General features: G+C 62.3%; 15 protein-coding genes. 4 read left to right on the top strand and 11 right to left on the bottom strand.

The window, feature by feature from the left end; all coding sequences use genetic code 11:
* Window positions 1–246 precede the first annotated feature (246 nt).
* Complete coding sequence (locus tag V3H56_RS15475) at window positions 247–717, top strand: DUF1289 domain-containing protein (RefSeq protein ID WP_042729180.1); 471 nt, start codon at window positions 247–249, stop codon at window positions 715–717.
* 180 nt (window positions 718–897) lie between these two features.
* Here the strand turns inward: V3H56_RS15475 and V3H56_RS15470 are convergent, their stop codons facing one another.
* Window positions 898–1,761, bottom strand: a complete 864-nt coding sequence (locus tag V3H56_RS15470; RefSeq protein WP_053145369.1) for a universal stress protein — start codon at window positions 1,759–1,761, stop codon at window positions 898–900.
* A 159-nt stretch (window positions 1,762–1,920) separates the two neighbouring features.
* On the opposite strand from V3H56_RS15470, the gene miaE reads away from it, so the two are divergent.
* On the top strand, window positions 1,921–2,526 hold the full coding sequence (gene miaE, locus V3H56_RS15465; RefSeq protein WP_047738826.1) for a tRNA isopentenyl-2-thiomethyl-A-37 hydroxylase MiaE: 606 nt from the start codon (window positions 1,921–1,923) through the stop codon (window positions 2,524–2,526).
* A 117-nt stretch (window positions 2,527–2,643) separates the two neighbouring features.
* On the opposite strand, the gene V3H56_RS15460 is transcribed toward miaE, so the two are convergent.
* The 3 genes from V3H56_RS15460 to V3H56_RS15450 form a co-directional block, all read right to left on the bottom strand.
* Entirely contained in the window at window positions 2,644–3,132 is a 489-nt protein-coding gene (locus V3H56_RS15460; RefSeq protein WP_047738824.1) for a GFA family protein, read from the bottom strand.
* 195 nt (window positions 3,133–3,327) lie between these two features.
* Entirely contained in the window at window positions 3,328–3,942 is a 615-nt protein-coding gene (locus V3H56_RS15455; protein WP_042729176.1) for a DNA-3-methyladenine glycosylase, read from the bottom strand.
* 21 nt (window positions 3,943–3,963) lie between these two features.
* Entirely contained in the window at window positions 3,964–5,046 is a 1,083-nt protein-coding gene (locus V3H56_RS15450) for a trifunctional transcriptional activator/DNA repair protein Ada/methylated-DNA--[protein]-cysteine S-methyltransferase (protein WP_042729175.1), read from the bottom strand.
* Between the two features lie 149 nt (window positions 5,047–5,195).
* Here V3H56_RS15450 and V3H56_RS15445 point away from each other — a divergent pair, with 149 nt between their 5' ends.
* Window positions 5,196–5,783, top strand: a complete 588-nt coding sequence (locus V3H56_RS15445) for a LysE family translocator (protein ID WP_047738822.1) — start codon at window positions 5,196–5,198, stop codon at window positions 5,781–5,783.
* Window positions 5,784–5,885: 102 nt separating this feature from the next.
* Here the strand turns inward: V3H56_RS15445 and V3H56_RS15440 are convergent, their stop codons facing one another.
* Window positions 5,886–6,710: an AraC family transcriptional regulator gene (locus V3H56_RS15440; protein WP_042729173.1), complete on the bottom strand. Its 825-nt coding sequence runs from the start codon at window positions 6,708–6,710 to the stop codon at window positions 5,886–5,888.
* 147 nt (window positions 6,711–6,857) lie between these two features.
* Between V3H56_RS15440 and V3H56_RS15435 the strand changes: the two genes are divergently transcribed.
* Window positions 6,858–7,820: a sensor domain-containing diguanylate cyclase gene (locus V3H56_RS15435; protein WP_338473561.1), complete on the top strand. Its 963-nt coding sequence runs from the start codon at window positions 6,858–6,860 to the stop codon at window positions 7,818–7,820.
* Between the two features lie 106 nt (window positions 7,821–7,926).
* Here the strand turns inward: V3H56_RS15435 and fabI are convergent, their stop codons facing one another.
* From fabI to V3H56_RS15405, 6 genes are read right to left on the bottom strand one after another with little or no spacing between them, the layout of a single operon-like run.
* Window positions 7,927–8,721 carry an enoyl-ACP reductase FabI gene (gene fabI, locus V3H56_RS15430; RefSeq protein WP_042729172.1) on the bottom strand — a complete coding sequence of 265 codons (795 nt, stop codon included), beginning with the start codon at window positions 8,719–8,721 and terminating at the stop codon, window positions 7,927–7,929.
* Window positions 8,722–8,740: 19 nt separating this feature from the next.
* Window positions 8,741–10,351: an ABC transporter ATP-binding protein gene (locus V3H56_RS15425; protein WP_042729171.1), complete on the bottom strand. Its 1,611-nt coding sequence runs from the start codon at window positions 10,349–10,351 to the stop codon at window positions 8,741–8,743.
* 1 nt (window position 10,352) lies between these two features.
* Window positions 10,353–11,372, bottom strand: a complete 1,020-nt coding sequence (locus V3H56_RS15420; RefSeq protein WP_042729170.1) for an ABC transporter permease — start codon at window positions 11,370–11,372, stop codon at window positions 10,353–10,355.
* Between the two features lies 1 nt (window position 11,373).
* Window positions 11,374–12,447, bottom strand: a complete 1,074-nt coding sequence (locus V3H56_RS15415; RefSeq protein WP_042729169.1) for a microcin C ABC transporter permease YejB — start codon at window positions 12,445–12,447, stop codon at window positions 11,374–11,376.
* A 4-nt stretch (window positions 12,448–12,451) separates the two neighbouring features.
* Window positions 12,452–14,308, bottom strand: coding sequence for an extracellular solute-binding protein (locus V3H56_RS15410; RefSeq protein ID WP_338473560.1), 1,857 nt, complete (start codon window positions 14,306–14,308; stop codon window positions 12,452–12,454).
* Window positions 14,305–16,134 carry an extracellular solute-binding protein gene (locus V3H56_RS15405; protein ID WP_161796105.1) on the bottom strand — a complete coding sequence of 610 codons (1,830 nt, stop codon included), beginning with the start codon at window positions 16,132–16,134 and terminating at the stop codon, window positions 14,305–14,307. The genes V3H56_RS15410 and V3H56_RS15405 overlap by 4 nt, the downstream gene beginning before the upstream one ends.
* Between the last annotated feature and the right edge of the window lie 252 nt (window positions 16,135–16,386).

Here is a 16,386-nt window from a genome sequence, read left to right as displayed (position 1 = left end):
CTGATGAGGGTTGGCGTTGGGCTTTCCCCGCTGGAAAGACCCTCCGCCAACACCGCTCTGAAGGAACGACTGTGCTCGTGACGCTTTGAAAACAGCTTCTAACGGACATTGGCGCCTTAAAAGGCTGGCTGATTCTACGGCAAAAAAAAATTAAAGGTAAGTTCGAGCGGGAAGTTTGAGGGGTGATCAATCTTAGACAAAGGGCTAACATGCCGGCCTGTCCTGCTTTTGCGTGTGTTTTTCCTTATGCCCAACCAGCTCATCAAGACCCCTTGTGTCGGCCTTTGCTCCACTGTCTACGGTGACCTGGTGTGCCGGGGCTGCAAGCGGTTCCACCATGAAGTGATCCACTGGAACGGCTACAACGAGGACGAGAAGCGCGCGGTGTGGATGCGCCTGGAGCAGTTGCTGGTGCAGGTGATGGTGGCCAAGCTGGAGGTGTTCGACCCCGGCCTGCTGCGCCGGCAGCTCGAAGATCGCAAGATCCGCTTCGTGCCGCACCAGTCGGAGTATTGCTGGGCCTATCAGTTGATCGCCCGCGGCGCGCGGGTCATCAATAATCTGGAAGCCTACGGCATGGTATTGCTGCCGGAGTTCCGCGATTGGGAGCTGCCGGACCTGCGGGACGCCATCGATCGAGAGTTTTTCCTTTTGTCCGAAGCCCATTACCAGCGCTACATTGCGCCAGGGTTTCTCAAGGATGCGTTTGGCGGTTGAGACAGTGATGTGCCGCCTGGGAACTGCAGAAACACCTGTGGCGAGGGGATTTATCCCCGTTGGGCTGCGAAGCAGCCCTAGTGTGGTCGATACGATCGACCTGACATGCTCGGTTGCCTGATTTGGGGCCGCTTCGCGGCCCAGCGGGGATAAATCCCCTCGCCACAAGATCGGTTCGCTTCAATCCTTGACCGCCAGCTCCACCAGATGGTCCTCCACCTCCTGCGGCTTGAGCACCAGCACGTCGCTTTCCAGCGTATCGAGCACCGCTTCGGCGGTGTTGCCAATCAGGGCCCCGGACAGCCCGGAGCGGGCCACGGTGCCGATCACCGTCACCGCCGCCTGCAGCTTGTGGGCCATGAACGGGATCAATACGTCCGCCGGGCCTTCGGCGACGTGCAGGTGCTGGTCGTCGATGTCGAATTCTGCCTGGAACGCCCGGCATTGTTCGCGATAACGGGCCTCGATGGTTTCCTTGAGCTGGAAGGTCGGGTCGGCCGCCGAGAGCATTGGCGAGGGGTGGGCACTGATGACGTGCAGGTGCCCCTTGGCCAGGCCGGCGATGTCGTAGCCGTGGTCGATGATGGTGGTGTGCAGGTGGCGGTGCTCGCCGTCGGCATTGCCCACGTCAACGGCGGCCAGGATCACCTTGTCCTTCCATGAGCCGGCGGTTTTCACCAGCAGCACCGGAGTCGGGCAATGGCGCAACAGTTTCCAGTCGGCGGGGGTGAGCAGGGCTTTCTTCAGCGGGCTGTCGGGGAAGTGCTGCTTGATCACCAGGCCGCAACCTTCGGCCTGTTGCACGTCGATGATGGTTTCATGAAGGCTTTCGTTCCAGGCCTGTTCGGTCGTCACGCTGTAGCCGTCCGCCGCCAACCCGGCTTTGAGCACACTCAGCAGGCCGGCATGGTCATGCCGCTTGTCGCAGACCAACAGATGCAGGTGGGCCTGGGTCACGCCGGCGATCAACTTGGCGCGCTTGAGCGCCAGGCTTTCCGCATGTTCGGGTTCGATGACCACCAGGATGCTGCGAATGGCTTGCATGATCGGCGTCTCCTGCAATGAAAAGGCATGGCGTTGCTCAACTATAGTTGCTGTGGGTCAACCGTCGACTTGATGCATATCAACAGTCGTGGCTGGTGGTCTTGAGGCGGGCCGGTATAATCGGCGCCCTTCGCTCGATTACCTTTGTCCGTGAGCCCCATGATCCTTCCCGAAATCCACGAGTTCCTTGGCTGCCGTACACCCGACGGTTGGGTCCAGGCGGCATTGGCCGACCAGGAAACCTTGCTGATCGACCACAAGAACTGCGAGTTCAAGGCCGCCAGTACCGCCCTGAGCCTGATCGCCAAGTACCATTCCCACGTCGACCTGATCAACCTGATGTCGCGCCTGGCCCGGGAAGAGTTGGTGCATCACGAGCAGGTCATGCGCCTGATGAAAAAACGCAAGATCGGTTTGCGCCAACTCTCGGCCGGGCGCTATGCCTCGGGGTTGCGCAAGGTGGTGCGCAGCCATGAACCGGTCAAGCTGGTGGACACCCTGGTGGTGGGCGCCTTCATCGAAGCGCGCAGTTGCGAGCGTTTCGAGGCGTTGGTGCCGCATCTGGACGAAGAGCTGGGCAAGTTCTATTTCGGCCTGTTGAAAAGCGAGGCCCGGCATTTCCAGGGGTATCTGAAACTGGCCTACCAGTACGGGGACGCGAAGGACATTGCCCAGGTGATCGACAAGGTCCGCGAGGCCGAGCGGGAACTGATCGAATCGCCGGATGTGGAGTTTCGTTTCCACAGTGGTGTGCCTGCGGCATAGGGCTGTTTGCCTTGACGCCATCGCGAGCAAGCTCGCTCCCACATTGGACTTGGGAAGTTCACAAATCCCTGTGGGAGCGAGCTTGCTCGCGAAGGGGCCTTATGCAGCACTGCATTTCTAAGTGACCAGCCCCAGGCGCTCATGCCACCGAGCAATGGACTCCTCGGGATAAACCTCGAACAGCTGGTCATCCGGATGCGCCTCGACTTCCACCCACGGCGCCCTGGAACCCAGCATCAGGTGGGTGTGCTCCGGCGGTACCGGCAGCGGTGTGTCGATGGCCGAGGCAAAGGGGTGAATCAGCTCCGGCCATTCGGGGCTGAACAGCCATAGCCCCGAACCGCACAAGGAACAGAAATGTCGTTCGGCACTGCTGCGGTGGGCGCGTTCATCGCCTTCGTCCTTGAGCCGCGCGTGGTAGACCGAGATGTGCTTGCGCCCGCGCACTTTCAAGGTCCGCGCATCGCCACCCAGGTTGATCGCAAAACCACCACCGCCCTGGGTCTTGCGGCAGATTGAGCAGTAACAGCGCTGATAAGGGTAGGGGTGAGCACTGTCGAGGGTGAACGACACCGCGCCGCAGTGGCAGGATCCTTCTAGCTGCATGGGGAGCCTCCAGTGGGATTGGAAATGACTCAGTACAGCCTAGACAATCTGTGTCATGGCAGTTGAGTTGAGGCTGGCCATGAGACCGCCTTCGCGAGCAAGCCCGCTCCCACAGGGGATCTGTGTCGGGTCTTCTGCCCGCTCTCGGTCAGTGTGGGAGCGGGCTTGCTCGCGAAGACGTCGGTGCAGCCAACATTATTTCGGCATTCGCCACAGGTACCACGCCGCCACCGTCCGATAAGGGCTCCAGGCCTGGCCGATGTCCAGCATCTGCCGGCGACTGGGTTGTTGTTCCAGTCTTTTCAGCCGTCGGTAGCCCTCTCGAACCCCAAAGTCATCGACCGGTAGGATATCGGGGCGCTCCAGGCTGTAGATCAACAGCATCTCGACGGTCCAGCGTCCGACGCCACGCAGGGTGACCAGGCGTTCGATCAGCGCTTCGTTGTCCATGGCCAGCGCGGTGGGGTAATCCGGCACGATTCCGTCCAGCGCCGCCTGGGCGATGCCGTGAATGGTGGCGATCTTGCTGGCGGAAAAGCCGCAGCCGCGCATCTGCGCGACGTCGGTGGCCAGCAATTGCTCGGGCGTCGGGAAGGCCTGGCCCGGGAACAACGCCAGCAAGCGGCCGTGAATCGCATCGCCGGCCTTGGCATGCAGTTGCTGATAGGCAATCGCCCGCACCAGCGCTTCGTAGGGATCGCGGGTTGGCCTCGGCTGCAACAGGCAGGGGCCGGTCGCTTCGACGTGTCGTTGCCAGTCTTCGTCGAGCTGGGCCAGGAAGACGCTGGCGTCATGGTAGGGAACGGGCATCGGCAGCTCTTGTGAAGTCGATCAAAACGCCAGGGGCAATGAAACTTGCGTTGCGGCGTGTTCCAGCCGCAATAGAAAGGCTTTGCGCGGCTGTCCACCACCATAGCCGGTCAACGCGCCGTCCGCACCGATCACCCGATGGCAAGGGACGACGATGGCCAAGCGGTTCTGCCCGTTGGCCAGGCCCACGGCCCGGCTGGCACCGGGGCTGCCCAACACCGCGGCGATGCTGCCATAGCTGCGGGTTTCGCCATAAGGGATCTTGAGCAGTTCGGCCCATACCCGGGCGGCGAAGGCGCTGCCGGGCATGTGCAACGGGACGGTGAACGCCGTGAGCTTGCCGGCGAAGTAGTCCGCCAGTTCGCCTTCGATCTGCTGCAAGTGGGCGTTGTGACCCGGTGCGAGCGTGTAGCCGTAGCGCTGCTGCAGCTCTTCCAATTCCTTGGTCAGGGCAGGGCGGTCGAGGAACTCCAGCAGCACCAGGCCGCGCCGTTCGGCCATGGCCAGCATCGGTCCCAACGGCGTGGTCAGGCGCGTGAACAGCAAGGGTTCGCTGAGGGCGGCGCGTCCTGGGGTGATGTGGAAGGATTTCACGAAGGCATCGCGAAAGCCGCTCAAGGATTCGTAGCCGGAATCGAACGCCGCGTGGTCGATGGACGCCCCGGCCTTGATCCCGCCCAGGGCGATCCCCAGGCGGCGGGTACGCAGGTAGGCGTGGAAGGTCATGCCGAAATGCTGCTTGAACCAGCGCCGCAGTTTCAGCGGCTCGATGCCTTGCTCCAGCAGCAGGGCGTCGGTCCAGCGCAGGTCTGGTTCGGCGTCCACGGCCTTGAGCAGGGCCTGGATCCAGTCCGGCGCGATGGCCGCGGCGTCCAGCGGCTTGCAGCGCAGGCAGGCGCGGTAGCCAGCGGACAGGGCTTCGTCGGCGTGGGCGAAGAACTCCACGTTTTCCGGCTTCGGCTTGCGCGCCGTGCAACTGGGGCGACAGAAAATGCCAGTGGTCTTGACCGCCGTGAAGAACACCCCCTCGTAGGCGGTGTCTCGTTCGAGCATGGCGCGGACCATTTCGGCGTGGGGCGGGAGCAGCGAGTCATGTAGGTTCATGGGGTTGAGCATAGAACCGTGTCCGCAACGACTCCACCGCAAAATCGACAGTGAATTCTTTGTGCCGGATCAAGGCAGTTTTCTTCAATACACCCCGCCATGGGCCTTTTACCCTGATCGCCACCTCACAGACATGAAGAAGGTATGCGATGACTCTGATTCTATCCATGGCGGCGTTTGCCCTGGTGGCCTCCATCACGCCGGGACCGGTGAATATCGTGGCCCTCAGCTCCGGCGCCCGATATGGCTTTCGAGCCACCTTGCGCCATGTGGGCGGCGCGACCCTGGGGTTTGTCCTGCTGCTGGTGTTGATGGGGCTGGGGTTGCATGAAGTGCTGCAACGCTGGCCGGCACTGACCCGGGTGGTGCAACTGGGTGGCGTCGGGTTTCTATTGTTCATGGCCTGGAAACTGGCGATGGACGACGGGCAGCTGGCTGGGGCGGATGAGGGTCGGGCGCCTTCAATGTTCTACGGCGCGCTGATGCAATGGCTCAACCCCAAGGCCTGGCTGGCCTGCGTCGCGGGGATGGGAGCGTTCGTGGCTGACGGCGAGGCGCGGCTGGTGTGGCAGTTCGCGGCGATCTACCTGGTGATCTGCTACGTCTCGGTGGGCTGTTGGGCCTATGCCGGGAGCTTTCTGCGCACCTGGCTGGGTAATCCGGCGACCCTGCGCCTGTTCAACCGGGCGATGGCGGTGTTATTGGTGGCCAGTGCGGTGTATTTATTGTTGCCTTGAGCACAAGTGTTTTCGAGGCGGGATGCTGTTGTGGCGAGGGAGCAAGCTCCCTCGCCACAGAGGTCCACCTGTTTTTGGTCCAAACAAGGTGGTGGGGCAGTATCAACCGCGATACTGGCCCGGCGTGGCCGCCAGGTGTTGCTTGAAGGCCCGTTGGAAATGCGCCTGGTCGGCAAAGCCGCTGTCCAGCGCCACATCGGCGATCAGCCGGCCTTCGCGCAACTGGCGGCGGGCGAACTGGATCCGTCGATTGACCAGGAACGCGTGAGGCGTCATCCCGTAATGGCGCTTGAACGCCCGGCTCAGGTAGGACGGCGAGAGCTGAGCGGCGGCGCAGATGTCTTCCAGCTTCAGGGCTTCGGTGCAGTGGTCATGAATGAATTGCGCCGCCCGCATCAAGCCCGGATGGCTGCCCCGGTCCGGGCGACCGGCCGGGTTGAGGCGCTGTTGCAGGTCCGTGAAGAACGCTTCGGCGGCGGCGTGCTTGTGATGGGCGGCGAGCCGTTCATCCACCAGTTGCCCATACAGGCGCTGCAACGCCGCAAACAACTCGACGTCGCGACTGTGGGTGGTGGCGAAGCCTTGGAACTCCAGGCCCTGGTCAAAGCCGATACGCCGTTGCAGGTCCCGCAGCCATTGGCTGTCCACGTACAACATGAGGTATGACCAAGGCTGGTCGTCGATCGGGTTGCAGGCATGAACGGCGCCGGGGTTCATCAACACCACCGTGCCGCTTGCCACCTGCAAGTGCGAGTGCTCGTGAATGTAAGTGCTGCGTCCGGCAGTGATCGCGCCGATGGAGAAATGGTCGTGGGCGTGGCGCGAATAGCAGACCTTGCGCCCGTCGGCGATGGCTCGGGCCTCGATGAAGGGCAGGGCCGCGTCGCGCCAGAAGCGGGGGGCGGCGTCAGGGGTGGCGTGCTTCATCGGTCGATGTGCTCCGGTTGAACCTGGGTCGCAGTGTATAAGCGCTGGCAGGCAAATGCCCACTCGATTCGACCTCGCACGGCTTCAACGGTGGAAGCACCGTGGGTCTGGTCTAGACTTCGAGGAGTTCCGTCAATGGAGTTCCCGATGCTCGAGCCAGGCAAACCTGACAACGAAGCTGTTCGTGTGAAGAATCTACAGTCGCTCAAACTGCTTGATACAGCGCCCGAGGAGCGCTTCGATCGCCTGACCCGGCTTGCCCGGCGACTGTTCGATGTGCCCATTGCGCTGGTGTCGCTGGTGGATGCCAACCGGCAGTGGTTCAAGTCCAGCGCCGGCCTGGACGCCACGGAAACGCCGCGGTCGGTGTCGTTCTGTGGCCATGCGATCCTGCAGGACCACATCATGGAAATCAGCGACGCGGAGCTGGACGAGCGGTTTCGCGACAATCCCCTGGTCACGGGCCTGCCGGGTATCCGTTTCTACGCTGGGCACCCGCTGGGGCTGGAAGATGGCAGCAAACTGGGGACGTTGTGCCTGATCGACACCCGTCCGCGCACACTCAACGAAGAAGAGCGTGAACTGCTGCGTGACCTGGCGAGCATGGCCGAGCAGGAAATGATCGCCGTGCAGATGGCGAGCATGGATGAACTGACGCTGCTGTCCAATCGGCGCGGGTTCATGACCCTGGCCCAACATGCCTTGGGCGTGTGTGAGCGCTTGTCCCGACCGGCGACGCTGCTGTTTTTCGACCTCAATGACTTCAAACCCATCAATGATCGATTCGGCCACGCCGAGGGCGACGCCGCGTTGAAGACCTTCGCCGACGTGCTGCGCATTGCGTTTCGCGAAAGTGATGTGGTCGGCCGCCTGGGCGGCGATGAGTTCGTGGCCTTGCTCACCGGCTCGTCCCATGTCGAGACTACCGCGATCATGGCGCGCCTCAGGGAAATCCTCGATGAACGCAACGCGATGTTGCGGCGGGGCTATGACATTCGCTTCAGCGTCGGCCAGATCGAATACGACCCGCAGCGCCACCACAGCATCGAGGGCCTGATGGCTGATGCGGACGCTGCCATGTACACCCAGAAACAGGCGAATCGGCGCTAGGCTCTGTCTGAAAAGCCTTGATACTTGTTCATGCTGCATTGGGGCCGCAATGAAAAACGCCGCGGGGCCTTTGCAGGCGCCGCGGCGTTTTCATGGGCGGTGAAGATTACTCTTCGATGTTGCCCATGGCGGTGGTGTTGAAGCCGCCGTCCACGTACATGATTTCACCGCTGATGCCCGACGCCAGGTCGGAGCACAGGAAGGCGCCGGCGTTGCCGACTTCTTCGATGGTGACGTTGCGACGCAGCGGGGTTTGCGCTTCGTTGGCGGCCAGCATCTTGCGGAAGTTCTTGATGCCGGAGGCAGCGAGGGTGCGGATCGGACCGGCCGAGACGCAGTTGACGCGGGTGCCGTCCGGGCCCAGGGAGCCGGCCAGGTAACGCACGCCGGCTTCCAGGGAGGCCTTGGCCATGCCCATGACGTTGTAGTTCGGCATGGTGCGCTCGGCGCCCAGGTACGACAGGGTCAGCAGGCTGCCGTTGCGGCCTTTCATCATTTCGCGACCGGCCTTGGCCAGGGCCACGAAGCTGTAGGCGCTGATGTCGTGGGCAATGCGGAAGCCTTCGCGGGTGGTGGCTTCGGTGAAGTCGCCGTCCAGTTGGTCGCCCGGTGCGAAGCCGACGGAGTGCACGATGCAGTCCAGGCCGTCCCATTTCTGGCTCAGTTGCTCGAAGACCTTGGCGATTTCTTCATCGCTGGCCACGTCGCACGGGAAGCACAGCTCAGGGCTCGAACCCCAGCCTTGCGCGAACTCTTCGACACGACCCTTGAGTTTGTCGTTCTGATAAGTGAAGGCAAGCTCAGCGCCCTCGCGATGCATGGCGGCGGCGATGCCGGATGCGATGGACAGCTTGCTGGCGACACCGACGATCAGTACGCGCTTACCGGCGAGAAAACCCATGTGTTGCTCCTCTTTCAGGTTATTCGGCAGTTGTTGGGGCCAGGAAGGCGGCCTCCAGCAACTGCTGTGTATAGGGGTGTTGCGGCGCAGCGAATAGGCTGCGGGCATCACCGTGTTCGACCACTTGGCCATGCTTGACCACCATCAGTTGGTGGCTCAGCGCTTTGACGACAGCCAGATCATGGCTGATAAACAGGTACGTCAGGTTGTACTTGGTTTGCAACGACCGCAACAGCTCCACCACCTGGCGTTGCACGGTACGGTCCAGGGCCGACGTGGGTTCATCCAGCAGGATCAACGCCGGCTTGAGCACCAGGGCCCGGGCAATGGCGATACGCTGCCGCTGCCCTCCGGAAAATTCATGGGGGTAGCGGTGCCGGGTGTCCGGATCCAGGCCTACCTCCTTCAATGCCGCGATTATCGCTTGTTCCTGCTCGGCTTCGGTGCCGATCCGGTGGATCCGCAGGCCTTCACCGACAATCTGGCTGACACACATCCGCGGGCTCAGGCTGCCGAACGGGTCCTGAAACACCACTTGCATCTCCCGGCGCAGCGGTCTTACCTGCTGCTGCGACAGGCTGTCGAGCTGTTTGCCTTCGAACCGGATCCCGCCCTGGCTGGCGATCAACCGCAAGATCGCCAACCCCAGGGTGGACTTGCCCGAACCGCTCTCGCCGACGATGCCCAGGGTCTGCCCCTGGGGCAGGCTGAAGCGGATACCGTCCACGGCCTTGATGTAGTCTACCGTGCGCTTGAACAGGCCTTTCTTGACCGGGAACCAGACTTTCAGGTCTTCGACCTCCAACAGCGGCGGTCCGACAACGTTGTTCGCCGGGGTGCCGCTGGGTTCGGCACCCAGCAGTTCCCGAGTGTACGGATGCTGCGGCGCGCGGAACAATTCTTCGCACGATGCCTGTTCGACGATGCAACCGCGCTGCATGACACATACGCGATGCGCAATTCTTCGCACCAGGTTCAAATCGTGGCTGATCAGCAGCAACGACATGCCCAATCGTGCCTGCAGATCCTTGAGCAGATCGAGGATTTTCAGCTGGACGGTGACGTCCAGGGCCGTGGTCGGCTCGTCGGCGATCAGCAGTTCCGGCTCGTTGGCCAGGGCCATGGCGATCATCACCCGTTGGCGCTGGCCGCCGGACAATTCATGGGGCAGGGCCTTGAGTCGCTTGTGCGGCTCGGGGATGCCGACCAGCTCCAGCAGCTCCAGGGTGCGCCGGGTCGCGACCTTGCCGCTCAGGCCCTTGTGAATGCCGAGCACTTCATTGATCTGTTTTTCAATGCAGTGCAGCGGGTTCAGCGAGGTCATCGGTTCCTGGAAGATCATCGCGATGCGGTTGCCGCGCAGGTGGCGGAGGGTCTTTTCCTTCAGGCCCAGCAGGTCCTGCCCGGCGTAGCGGATCGTCCCGGTGGGGTGGTGGGCCAGCGGGTAGGGCAGCAACCGCAGGATCGAGTGGGCCGTCACCGACTTGCCCGAGCCGCTTTCACCCACCAGCGCCAGGGTTTCACCGCGGTGGATGTCGAAGCTGACGCCTTCGACCACGCGCTGGCGGCGTTCGCCGACAATGAACTCCACCGCCAGGTCGCGGACTTCGATCAGGTTGTCAGTGTTCATGTCATTTCCTCGGATCGAAGGCATCGCGCGCGGATTCGCCGATGAACACCAGCAAGCTCAACATCAGGGCCAGCACGGCGAACGCGCTGATCCCAAGCCAGGGGGCCTGGAGGTTGGATTTACCCTGGGCCACCAGTTCGCCCAGGGACGGCGAGCCAGCGGGCAAGCCGAAACCGAGGAAATCCAGGGCGGTGAGGGTGCCAATGGCGCCGGTGAGGATGAACGGCATGAACGTCATGGTCGAAACCATGGCATTGGGCAGGATGTGGCGGAACATGATCGCGCCGTTCTGCATGCCCAATGCCCGTGCGGCACGCACGTATTCCAGGTTGCGCCCGCGCAGGAACTCGGCGCGCACCACGTCCACCAGGCTCATCCAGGAAAACAGCAGCATGATCCCCAGCAGCCACCAGAAATTCGGCTGCACGAAGCTGGCCAGGATGATCAACAGGTACAGCACCGGCAGCCCGGACCAGATTTCCAGGAAGCGCTGGCCAGCCAGGTCGACCCAGCCGCCGTAGAAGCCCTGCAGGGCGCCGGCGATCACGCCGATGATCGAACTGAGCACGGTCAGGGTCAGGGCGAACAACACCGAGATACGAAAGCCGTAGATGACCCGGGCCAGCACGTCGCGGCCCTGATCGTCGGTGCCCAGCCAGTTCATGGCCGAGGGCGGTGCCGGTGCCGGGACCTTCAGGTCGTAGTTGATGCTCTGGTAGCTGAACGGAATCGGTGCCCACAGCACCCAGGCGTTCTTGGCGGCCAGCAGTTCGCGGATATACGGGCTCTTGTAGTTGGCTTCCAGCGGAAACTCGCCGCCGAAGGTGGTTTCCGGGTAGCGCTTGAGGGCCGGGAAGTACCAGCCGTCGTCGTAATGCACCACCAGCGGCTTGTCGTTGGCGATCAGCTCGGCGCCCAGGCTAAGTATGAACAGCGCCAGGAACAGCCACAGCGACCACCAGCCACGCTTGTTGGCCTTGAACAGTTCGAAACGGCGGCGATTGAGCGGGGAAAGGTTCATCTCAATGCTCCCGACTTTCGAAGTCGATGCGCGGATCGACAAAAGAATAGGTCAGGTCGCCGATCAGTTTCACCACCAGCCCCAGCAGGGTAAAGATGAACAGGGTGCCGAAGACCACCGGGTAGTCGCGGTTGATGGCCGCCTCGAAGCTCATCAGGCCGAGGCCGTCGAGGGAGAAGATCACTTCCACCAGCAAGGATCCGGTGAAGAAGATCCCGATGAAGGCCGAAGGAAAGCCGGCGATCACCAGCAGCATGGCATTGCGGAACACGTGGCCGTAGAGCACCCGGCGGCGGGTCAGGCCCTTGGCCTTGGCGGTGACGACGTATTGCTTGTTGATTTCGTCGAGGAAGCTGTTCTTGGTCAGCAGGGTCATGGTGGCGAAGTTGCCGATCACCAGGGCGGTCACCGGCAGGGCAAGGTGCCAGAAGTAGTCGAGGATCTTGCCGCCCAGGGTCAGTGTCTCGAAATTGTTCGAGGTCAACCCGCGCAACGGGAACCAGTCGAAGTAACTGCCGCCGGCAAACACCACGATCAGCAGGATGGCGAACAGGAACGAGGGGATCGCGTAGCCGACGATGATCGCCGAGCTGGTCCAGACGTCGAAATGGCTACCGTGCCGCGTGGCCTTGGCGATCCCCAGCGGGATCGACACCAGGTACATGATCAGCGTGCTCCACAGCCCGAGGGAAATGGACACCGGCATCTTTTCCTTGATCAGGTCGATGACCTTGGCATCGCGGAAGAAACTGTCGCCGAAGTCCAGCTGGGCGTAGTTCTTGATCATGATCCACAGGCGCTCGGGAGCCGACTTGTCGAATCCGTACATCCGCTCGATTTCCTTGACCAGGCTGGGGTCCAGGCCCTGGGCGCCGCGATAGCTGGACCCGGCCACCGACACCTCGGCGCCGCCGCCGGCGATGCGACTGGTGGCGCCTTCGAACCCTTCGAGCTTGGCGATCATCTGCTCGACCGGCCCGCCAGGCGCGGCCTGGATGATGACGAAGTTGATCAAGAGGATGCCGAACAGCGTCGGGATGATCAGCAGCAGCCGCCTGAATGTATAAGCCAGCATCGGGTTACTCCACGCTCGCAGGAGCAGCGTTGTTCTGTTGTTCCATCACTTGTTTTTCTACTTCCACGGCAGGCTTGGTGTCGGGCTTGACCCACCAGGTGGTGGTGCCGATGTCATAGGTCGGTGTCACTTTCGGGTGGCCGATGTGGTTCCAGTAGGCCACGCGCCAGGTCTTGATGTGCCAGTTGGGGATCACGTAGTAGCCCCATTGCAGCACCCGGTCCAGCGCCCGGGCATGGGCCACCAGGCTCTTGCGCGAGTCGGCGTTGATCAACTGTTCCACCAATTGGTCGACCGCCGGGTCCTTGAGGCCCATGGTATTGCGGCTGCCAGGCCTGTCGGCGGCGGCCGACATCCAGAATTCGCGCTGTTCGTTACCCGGCGAGCTCGATTGCGGGAAACTGCCCACCACCAGGTCGAAGTCCCGGGAGCGCACGCGGTTGATGTACTGGGACACGTCCACCCGGCGGATTACCAGGTCGATGCCCAGGTCGCTCAGGTTGCGCTTGAACGGCAGCAGCACCCGTTCGAACTCGGTCTGGGCGAGCAGGAACTCCAGCACCACCGGTTTGCCCTGGGCATCGACCATCTTGTCGTCGACGATACGCCAGCCGGCTTCCTGCAACAGTTGGTAGGCGTTGCGCTGCTGGTCGCGGATCATGCCGCTGCCGTCACACATCGAAGGTTGGAACGCTTCGGTGAAGACCTGTTCGGGAATCTTGCCGCGCAGGGGTTCGAGGATCTTCAGTTCGTCTTCATCGGGCAGGCCGGTGGCGGCCATTTCCGAGTTTTCGAAATAACTGCGGGTGCGGGCATAGGCGCCGTTGAACAGCTGCTTGTTGGTCCATTCGAAATCCAGCAACAGGCTCAGGGCCTTGCGCACCCGCACATCCTGGAACACCGGCCGGCGCAGGTTGAAGACAAAACCCTGCATGCCGGTGGGGTTGCCGTTGGGAATCTGTTCCTTGATCAGGCGCCCCTCGGTGACGGCCGGGATGTTGTAGGCGTTGGCCCAGTTCTTGGCGGTCATCTCCAGCCAGAAGTCGAACTGCCCGGCCTTCAGGGCCTCGACCGCCACGGTGTTGTCGCGGTAATAGTCGATGGTCAGCACGTCGAAGTTATAGAAACCGCGGTTGACCGCCAGGTCCTTGCCCCAGTAGTCCTTCACTCGCTCATAGCGGATCGAGCGCCCGGCCTTCACTTCGGTGACCTTGTAGGGGCCGCTGCCGAGGGGAATCTCCAGGTTGCCTTTGTTGAAATCGCGATCGGCCCACCAATGTTTCGGCAATACCGGCAGTTGGCCGAGGATCAACGGCAATTCACGGTTATTGGTGTGCTTGAACTTGAACAGGACCTTGAGCGGGTCTTCGGCGATGGCTTCGGCGACGTCGTTGTAGTAGCCGCGAAACATCGGGGCGCCGTCCTTGGTCAGGGTCTGGAAGCTGAACACCACGTCTTCGGCGCGCACCGGGTGGCCGTCGTTGAACCGGGCCTCGGGGCGCAGGTAGAAGCGGACCCAGGCGTTGTCCGGGGCCCGTTCGATTTTCTCGGCGATCAAGCCGTATTCGGTGAAGGGTTCATCCAGGCCCTGTTTGGCCAGGGTGTCGTAGATCAGGCCGATGTCGTCGGCCGGCACACCCTTGCTGATGAACGGGTTGAGGCTGTCGAAGCCACCGAAGCCGCCCTGGCGGAATATCCCGCCCTTGGGGGCGGCGGGGTTGACGTAGTCGAAATGCTTGAAGTCGGCCGGGTATTTCGGCGGTTCGTTGTACAGGGTCAAGGCGTGCTGCGGCGCGGCGCAGGCCAGCCCGGCGAACAGCAGGCCGCCTGCATGCAGGAGCAGGGCACGTATAGGCTTCATTGATCTTTCTCCGAAGACTTCAGCCACCAGGCGCTCAGGCCCAGAGTGTAGGGCGGCGTGGTGACGAAGGCGAACCGGTTGCGGTACGCCAGGCGATGATAGTTGAGATACCAGTTGGGAATGCAGTAGTGCTGCCAGAGCAGCACGCGGTCCAGGGCCTTGCCGGCGGCGACCTGTTCGTCCCGGGTCTGGGCGGCCAGCAGCTTTTCCAGCAGATGGTCGACCACCGGGTCGGCGATCCCGGCGTAGTTCTTGCTGCCCTTGACCCCGACCTGGCTGGAATGGAAGTACTGCCATTGTTCCAGGCCCGGGCTCAGGGTCTGGTTCAGGGTCAGCAGGATCATGTCGAAGTCGAACTGGTCGAGGCGCTGCTTGTACTGGGCGCGGTCCACGGTGCGCAACCGGGCCTGGATGCCGATACTGGCGAGGTTCTCGACGTAAGGTTGCAGGATGCGCTCCAGGTTCGGGTTCACCAGCAGGATCTCGAAGCTCAGCGGGCGGCTGTCGGCGTCCAGCAGTCGCTGGCCGTTGAGCGTCCAGCCGGCTTCTTTCAAGAGCCCCAGCGCCTTGCGCAGGGTTTCCCGGGGAATGCCGCGACCGTCGGTCTGGGGCAGGCTGAAAGGTTCGGTGAACAGGCGCGGCGGCAGTTGTTCGCGGTAGGGCTTGAGCAGCAGCCATTCATGGCCCACAGGGAGGCCGCTGGCGGAAAATTCGCTGTTGGGGTAGTAGCTGAGGGTGCGCTTGTAGGCGCTGCTGAACAACGTGCGGTTGGTCCACTCGAAATCGAACATCAGCCCCAGCGCTTCACGCACCTTGACCTGCGCAAACGTGGCGCGCCGGGTGTTCATGAACAGGCCCTGGGTCTGGGTCGGGATCTGGTGGGGGATCTGCGCCTTGATCACTTCGCCGCGCCTGACTGCCGGGAACTCGTAGCCGTTGGCCCAGTTCTTGGCCTGGTGCTCGATGTAGATGTCGAACTCACCCGCCTTGAAGGCTTCGAAGGCGACATCGCTGTCGCGGTAGAACTCCACCTCCATGCGGTCGACGTTGTACTTGCCACGATTGACCGGCAGGTCCTTGCCCCAGTAATCCTTGACCCGCTCGAACACCAGTTGGCGGCCCGGTTGCACCTTGGTGATGCGGTATGGCCCGCTGCCCAGGGGCGGCTCGAAGGTCGTTGCCTTGAAGTCGCGGCCTTTCCAGTAATGTTGGGGCAGCACGGGCAGTTCGCCCAGGCGCAGGATCAACAGGGGGTTGCCGGCGCGCTTGAAGACAAAGCGGATCTTGAGTGGGTTGAGGATATCGACCCGTAGCACTTCCTGCAGGTTGGTGCGGTATTGCGGGTGACCGTCCTTGAGCAAGGTGCGGTAGGAGAAGGCCACGTCGTAGGCGGTGATCGGCACGCCGTCATGGAACCGCGCTTCGGGTCGCAGGTTGAACACCACCCAGCTGCGGTCTTCGCTGTACTCCACCGACTGGGCGATCAGACCGTAGCTGGACGTCGGCTCATCGCCGGACGGCGCGTACTGGCCGGTGCCGACCATCAACGGTTCGTTCAGCTCGTTGATGCCGTATTGCAGGAAATTAGGCGTGGAAACCGGACTGCTGCCCTTGAAGGTATACGGGTTGAGTGTATCGAAAGTGCCGAATGCCATGACCCGCAAGGTACCGCCCTTGGGCGCTTGCGGATTGACCCAGTCGAAGTGGGTGAATCTGGCCGGGTACTTGAGCGTGCCGAACTGCGCATAGCCATGGCTTTCGCTGATGGTGGCGCTGGCGCAGGGACTCAAGGCCAGGCTGATCAGGAGCAAGAGGAGGGGACGTATCAAGTCTGAGATCCGATCCAGGCGGCTTGGGCGTTATGGCAGGTACAGTAACAGCTTGTATCGGCAGGAAAAAGGCGGGGGCTCAAAGCTTCAGGGTTTGCTTGAGCTGTGGCGAGGGGCCTTGCTCCCGCTGGGGTGCGAAGCGACCCCGAACCTGGCACCTCGGTGTGAGAGATGATTGAGTCGCTGCTTTTGGGGTTGCTGCGCAACCCAGCGGGAGCAAGCTCCCTCGCCACAAAGCTGCCCCGGCTA

This window comes from Pseudomonas sp. MS646, assembly GCF_036693845.1.
Taxonomy (GTDB): domain Bacteria; phylum Pseudomonadota; class Gammaproteobacteria; order Pseudomonadales; family Pseudomonadaceae; genus Aquipseudomonas; species Aquipseudomonas chlororaphis_E.
The sequence above is the reverse complement of the archived record's forward strand: the minus strand, read 5'-3'. Positions and strand labels throughout refer to the sequence as shown.

Excerpts from the sequence above, each read along its gene's own strand:
- V3H56_RS15475 (WP_042729180.1), top strand. The coding sequence starts at position 247 with ATGCCCAACCAGCTCATCAAGACCCCTTGTGTCGGCCTTTGCTCCACT.
- V3H56_RS15470 (WP_053145369.1), bottom strand. The coding sequence starts at position 1,761 with ATGCAAGCCATTCGCAGCATCCTGGTGGTCATCGAACCCGAACATGCG.
- miaE (WP_047738826.1), top strand. The coding sequence starts at position 1,921 with ATGATCCTTCCCGAAATCCACGAGTTCCTTGGCTGCCGTACACCCGAC.
- V3H56_RS15460 (WP_047738824.1), bottom strand. The coding sequence starts at position 3,132 with ATGCAGCTAGAAGGATCCTGCCACTGCGGCGCGGTGTCGTTCACCCTC.
- V3H56_RS15455 (WP_042729176.1), bottom strand. The coding sequence starts at position 3,942 with ATGCCCGTTCCCTACCATGACGCCAGCGTCTTCCTGGCCCAGCTCGAC.
- V3H56_RS15450 (WP_042729175.1), bottom strand. The coding sequence starts at position 5,046 with ATGAACCTACATGACTCGCTGCTCCCGCCCCACGCCGAAATGGTCCGC.
- V3H56_RS15445 (WP_047738822.1), top strand. The coding sequence starts at position 5,196 with ATGACTCTGATTCTATCCATGGCGGCGTTTGCCCTGGTGGCCTCCATC.
- V3H56_RS15440 (WP_042729173.1), bottom strand. The coding sequence starts at position 6,710 with ATGAAGCACGCCACCCCTGACGCCGCCCCCCGCTTCTGGCGCGACGCG.
- V3H56_RS15435 (WP_338473561.1), top strand. The coding sequence starts at position 6,858 with ATGCTCGAGCCAGGCAAACCTGACAACGAAGCTGTTCGTGTGAAGAAT.
- fabI (WP_042729172.1), bottom strand. The coding sequence starts at position 8,721 with ATGGGTTTTCTCGCCGGTAAGCGCGTACTGATCGTCGGTGTCGCCAGC.
- V3H56_RS15425 (WP_042729171.1), bottom strand. The coding sequence starts at position 10,351 with ATGAACACTGACAACCTGATCGAAGTCCGCGACCTGGCGGTGGAGTTC.
- V3H56_RS15420 (WP_042729170.1), bottom strand. The coding sequence starts at position 11,372 with ATGAACCTTTCCCCGCTCAATCGCCGCCGTTTCGAACTGTTCAAGGCC.
- V3H56_RS15415 (WP_042729169.1), bottom strand. The coding sequence starts at position 12,447 with ATGCTGGCTTATACATTCAGGCGGCTGCTGCTGATCATCCCGACGCTG.
- V3H56_RS15410 (WP_338473560.1), bottom strand. The coding sequence starts at position 14,308 with ATGAAGCCTATACGTGCCCTGCTCCTGCATGCAGGCGGCCTGCTGTTC.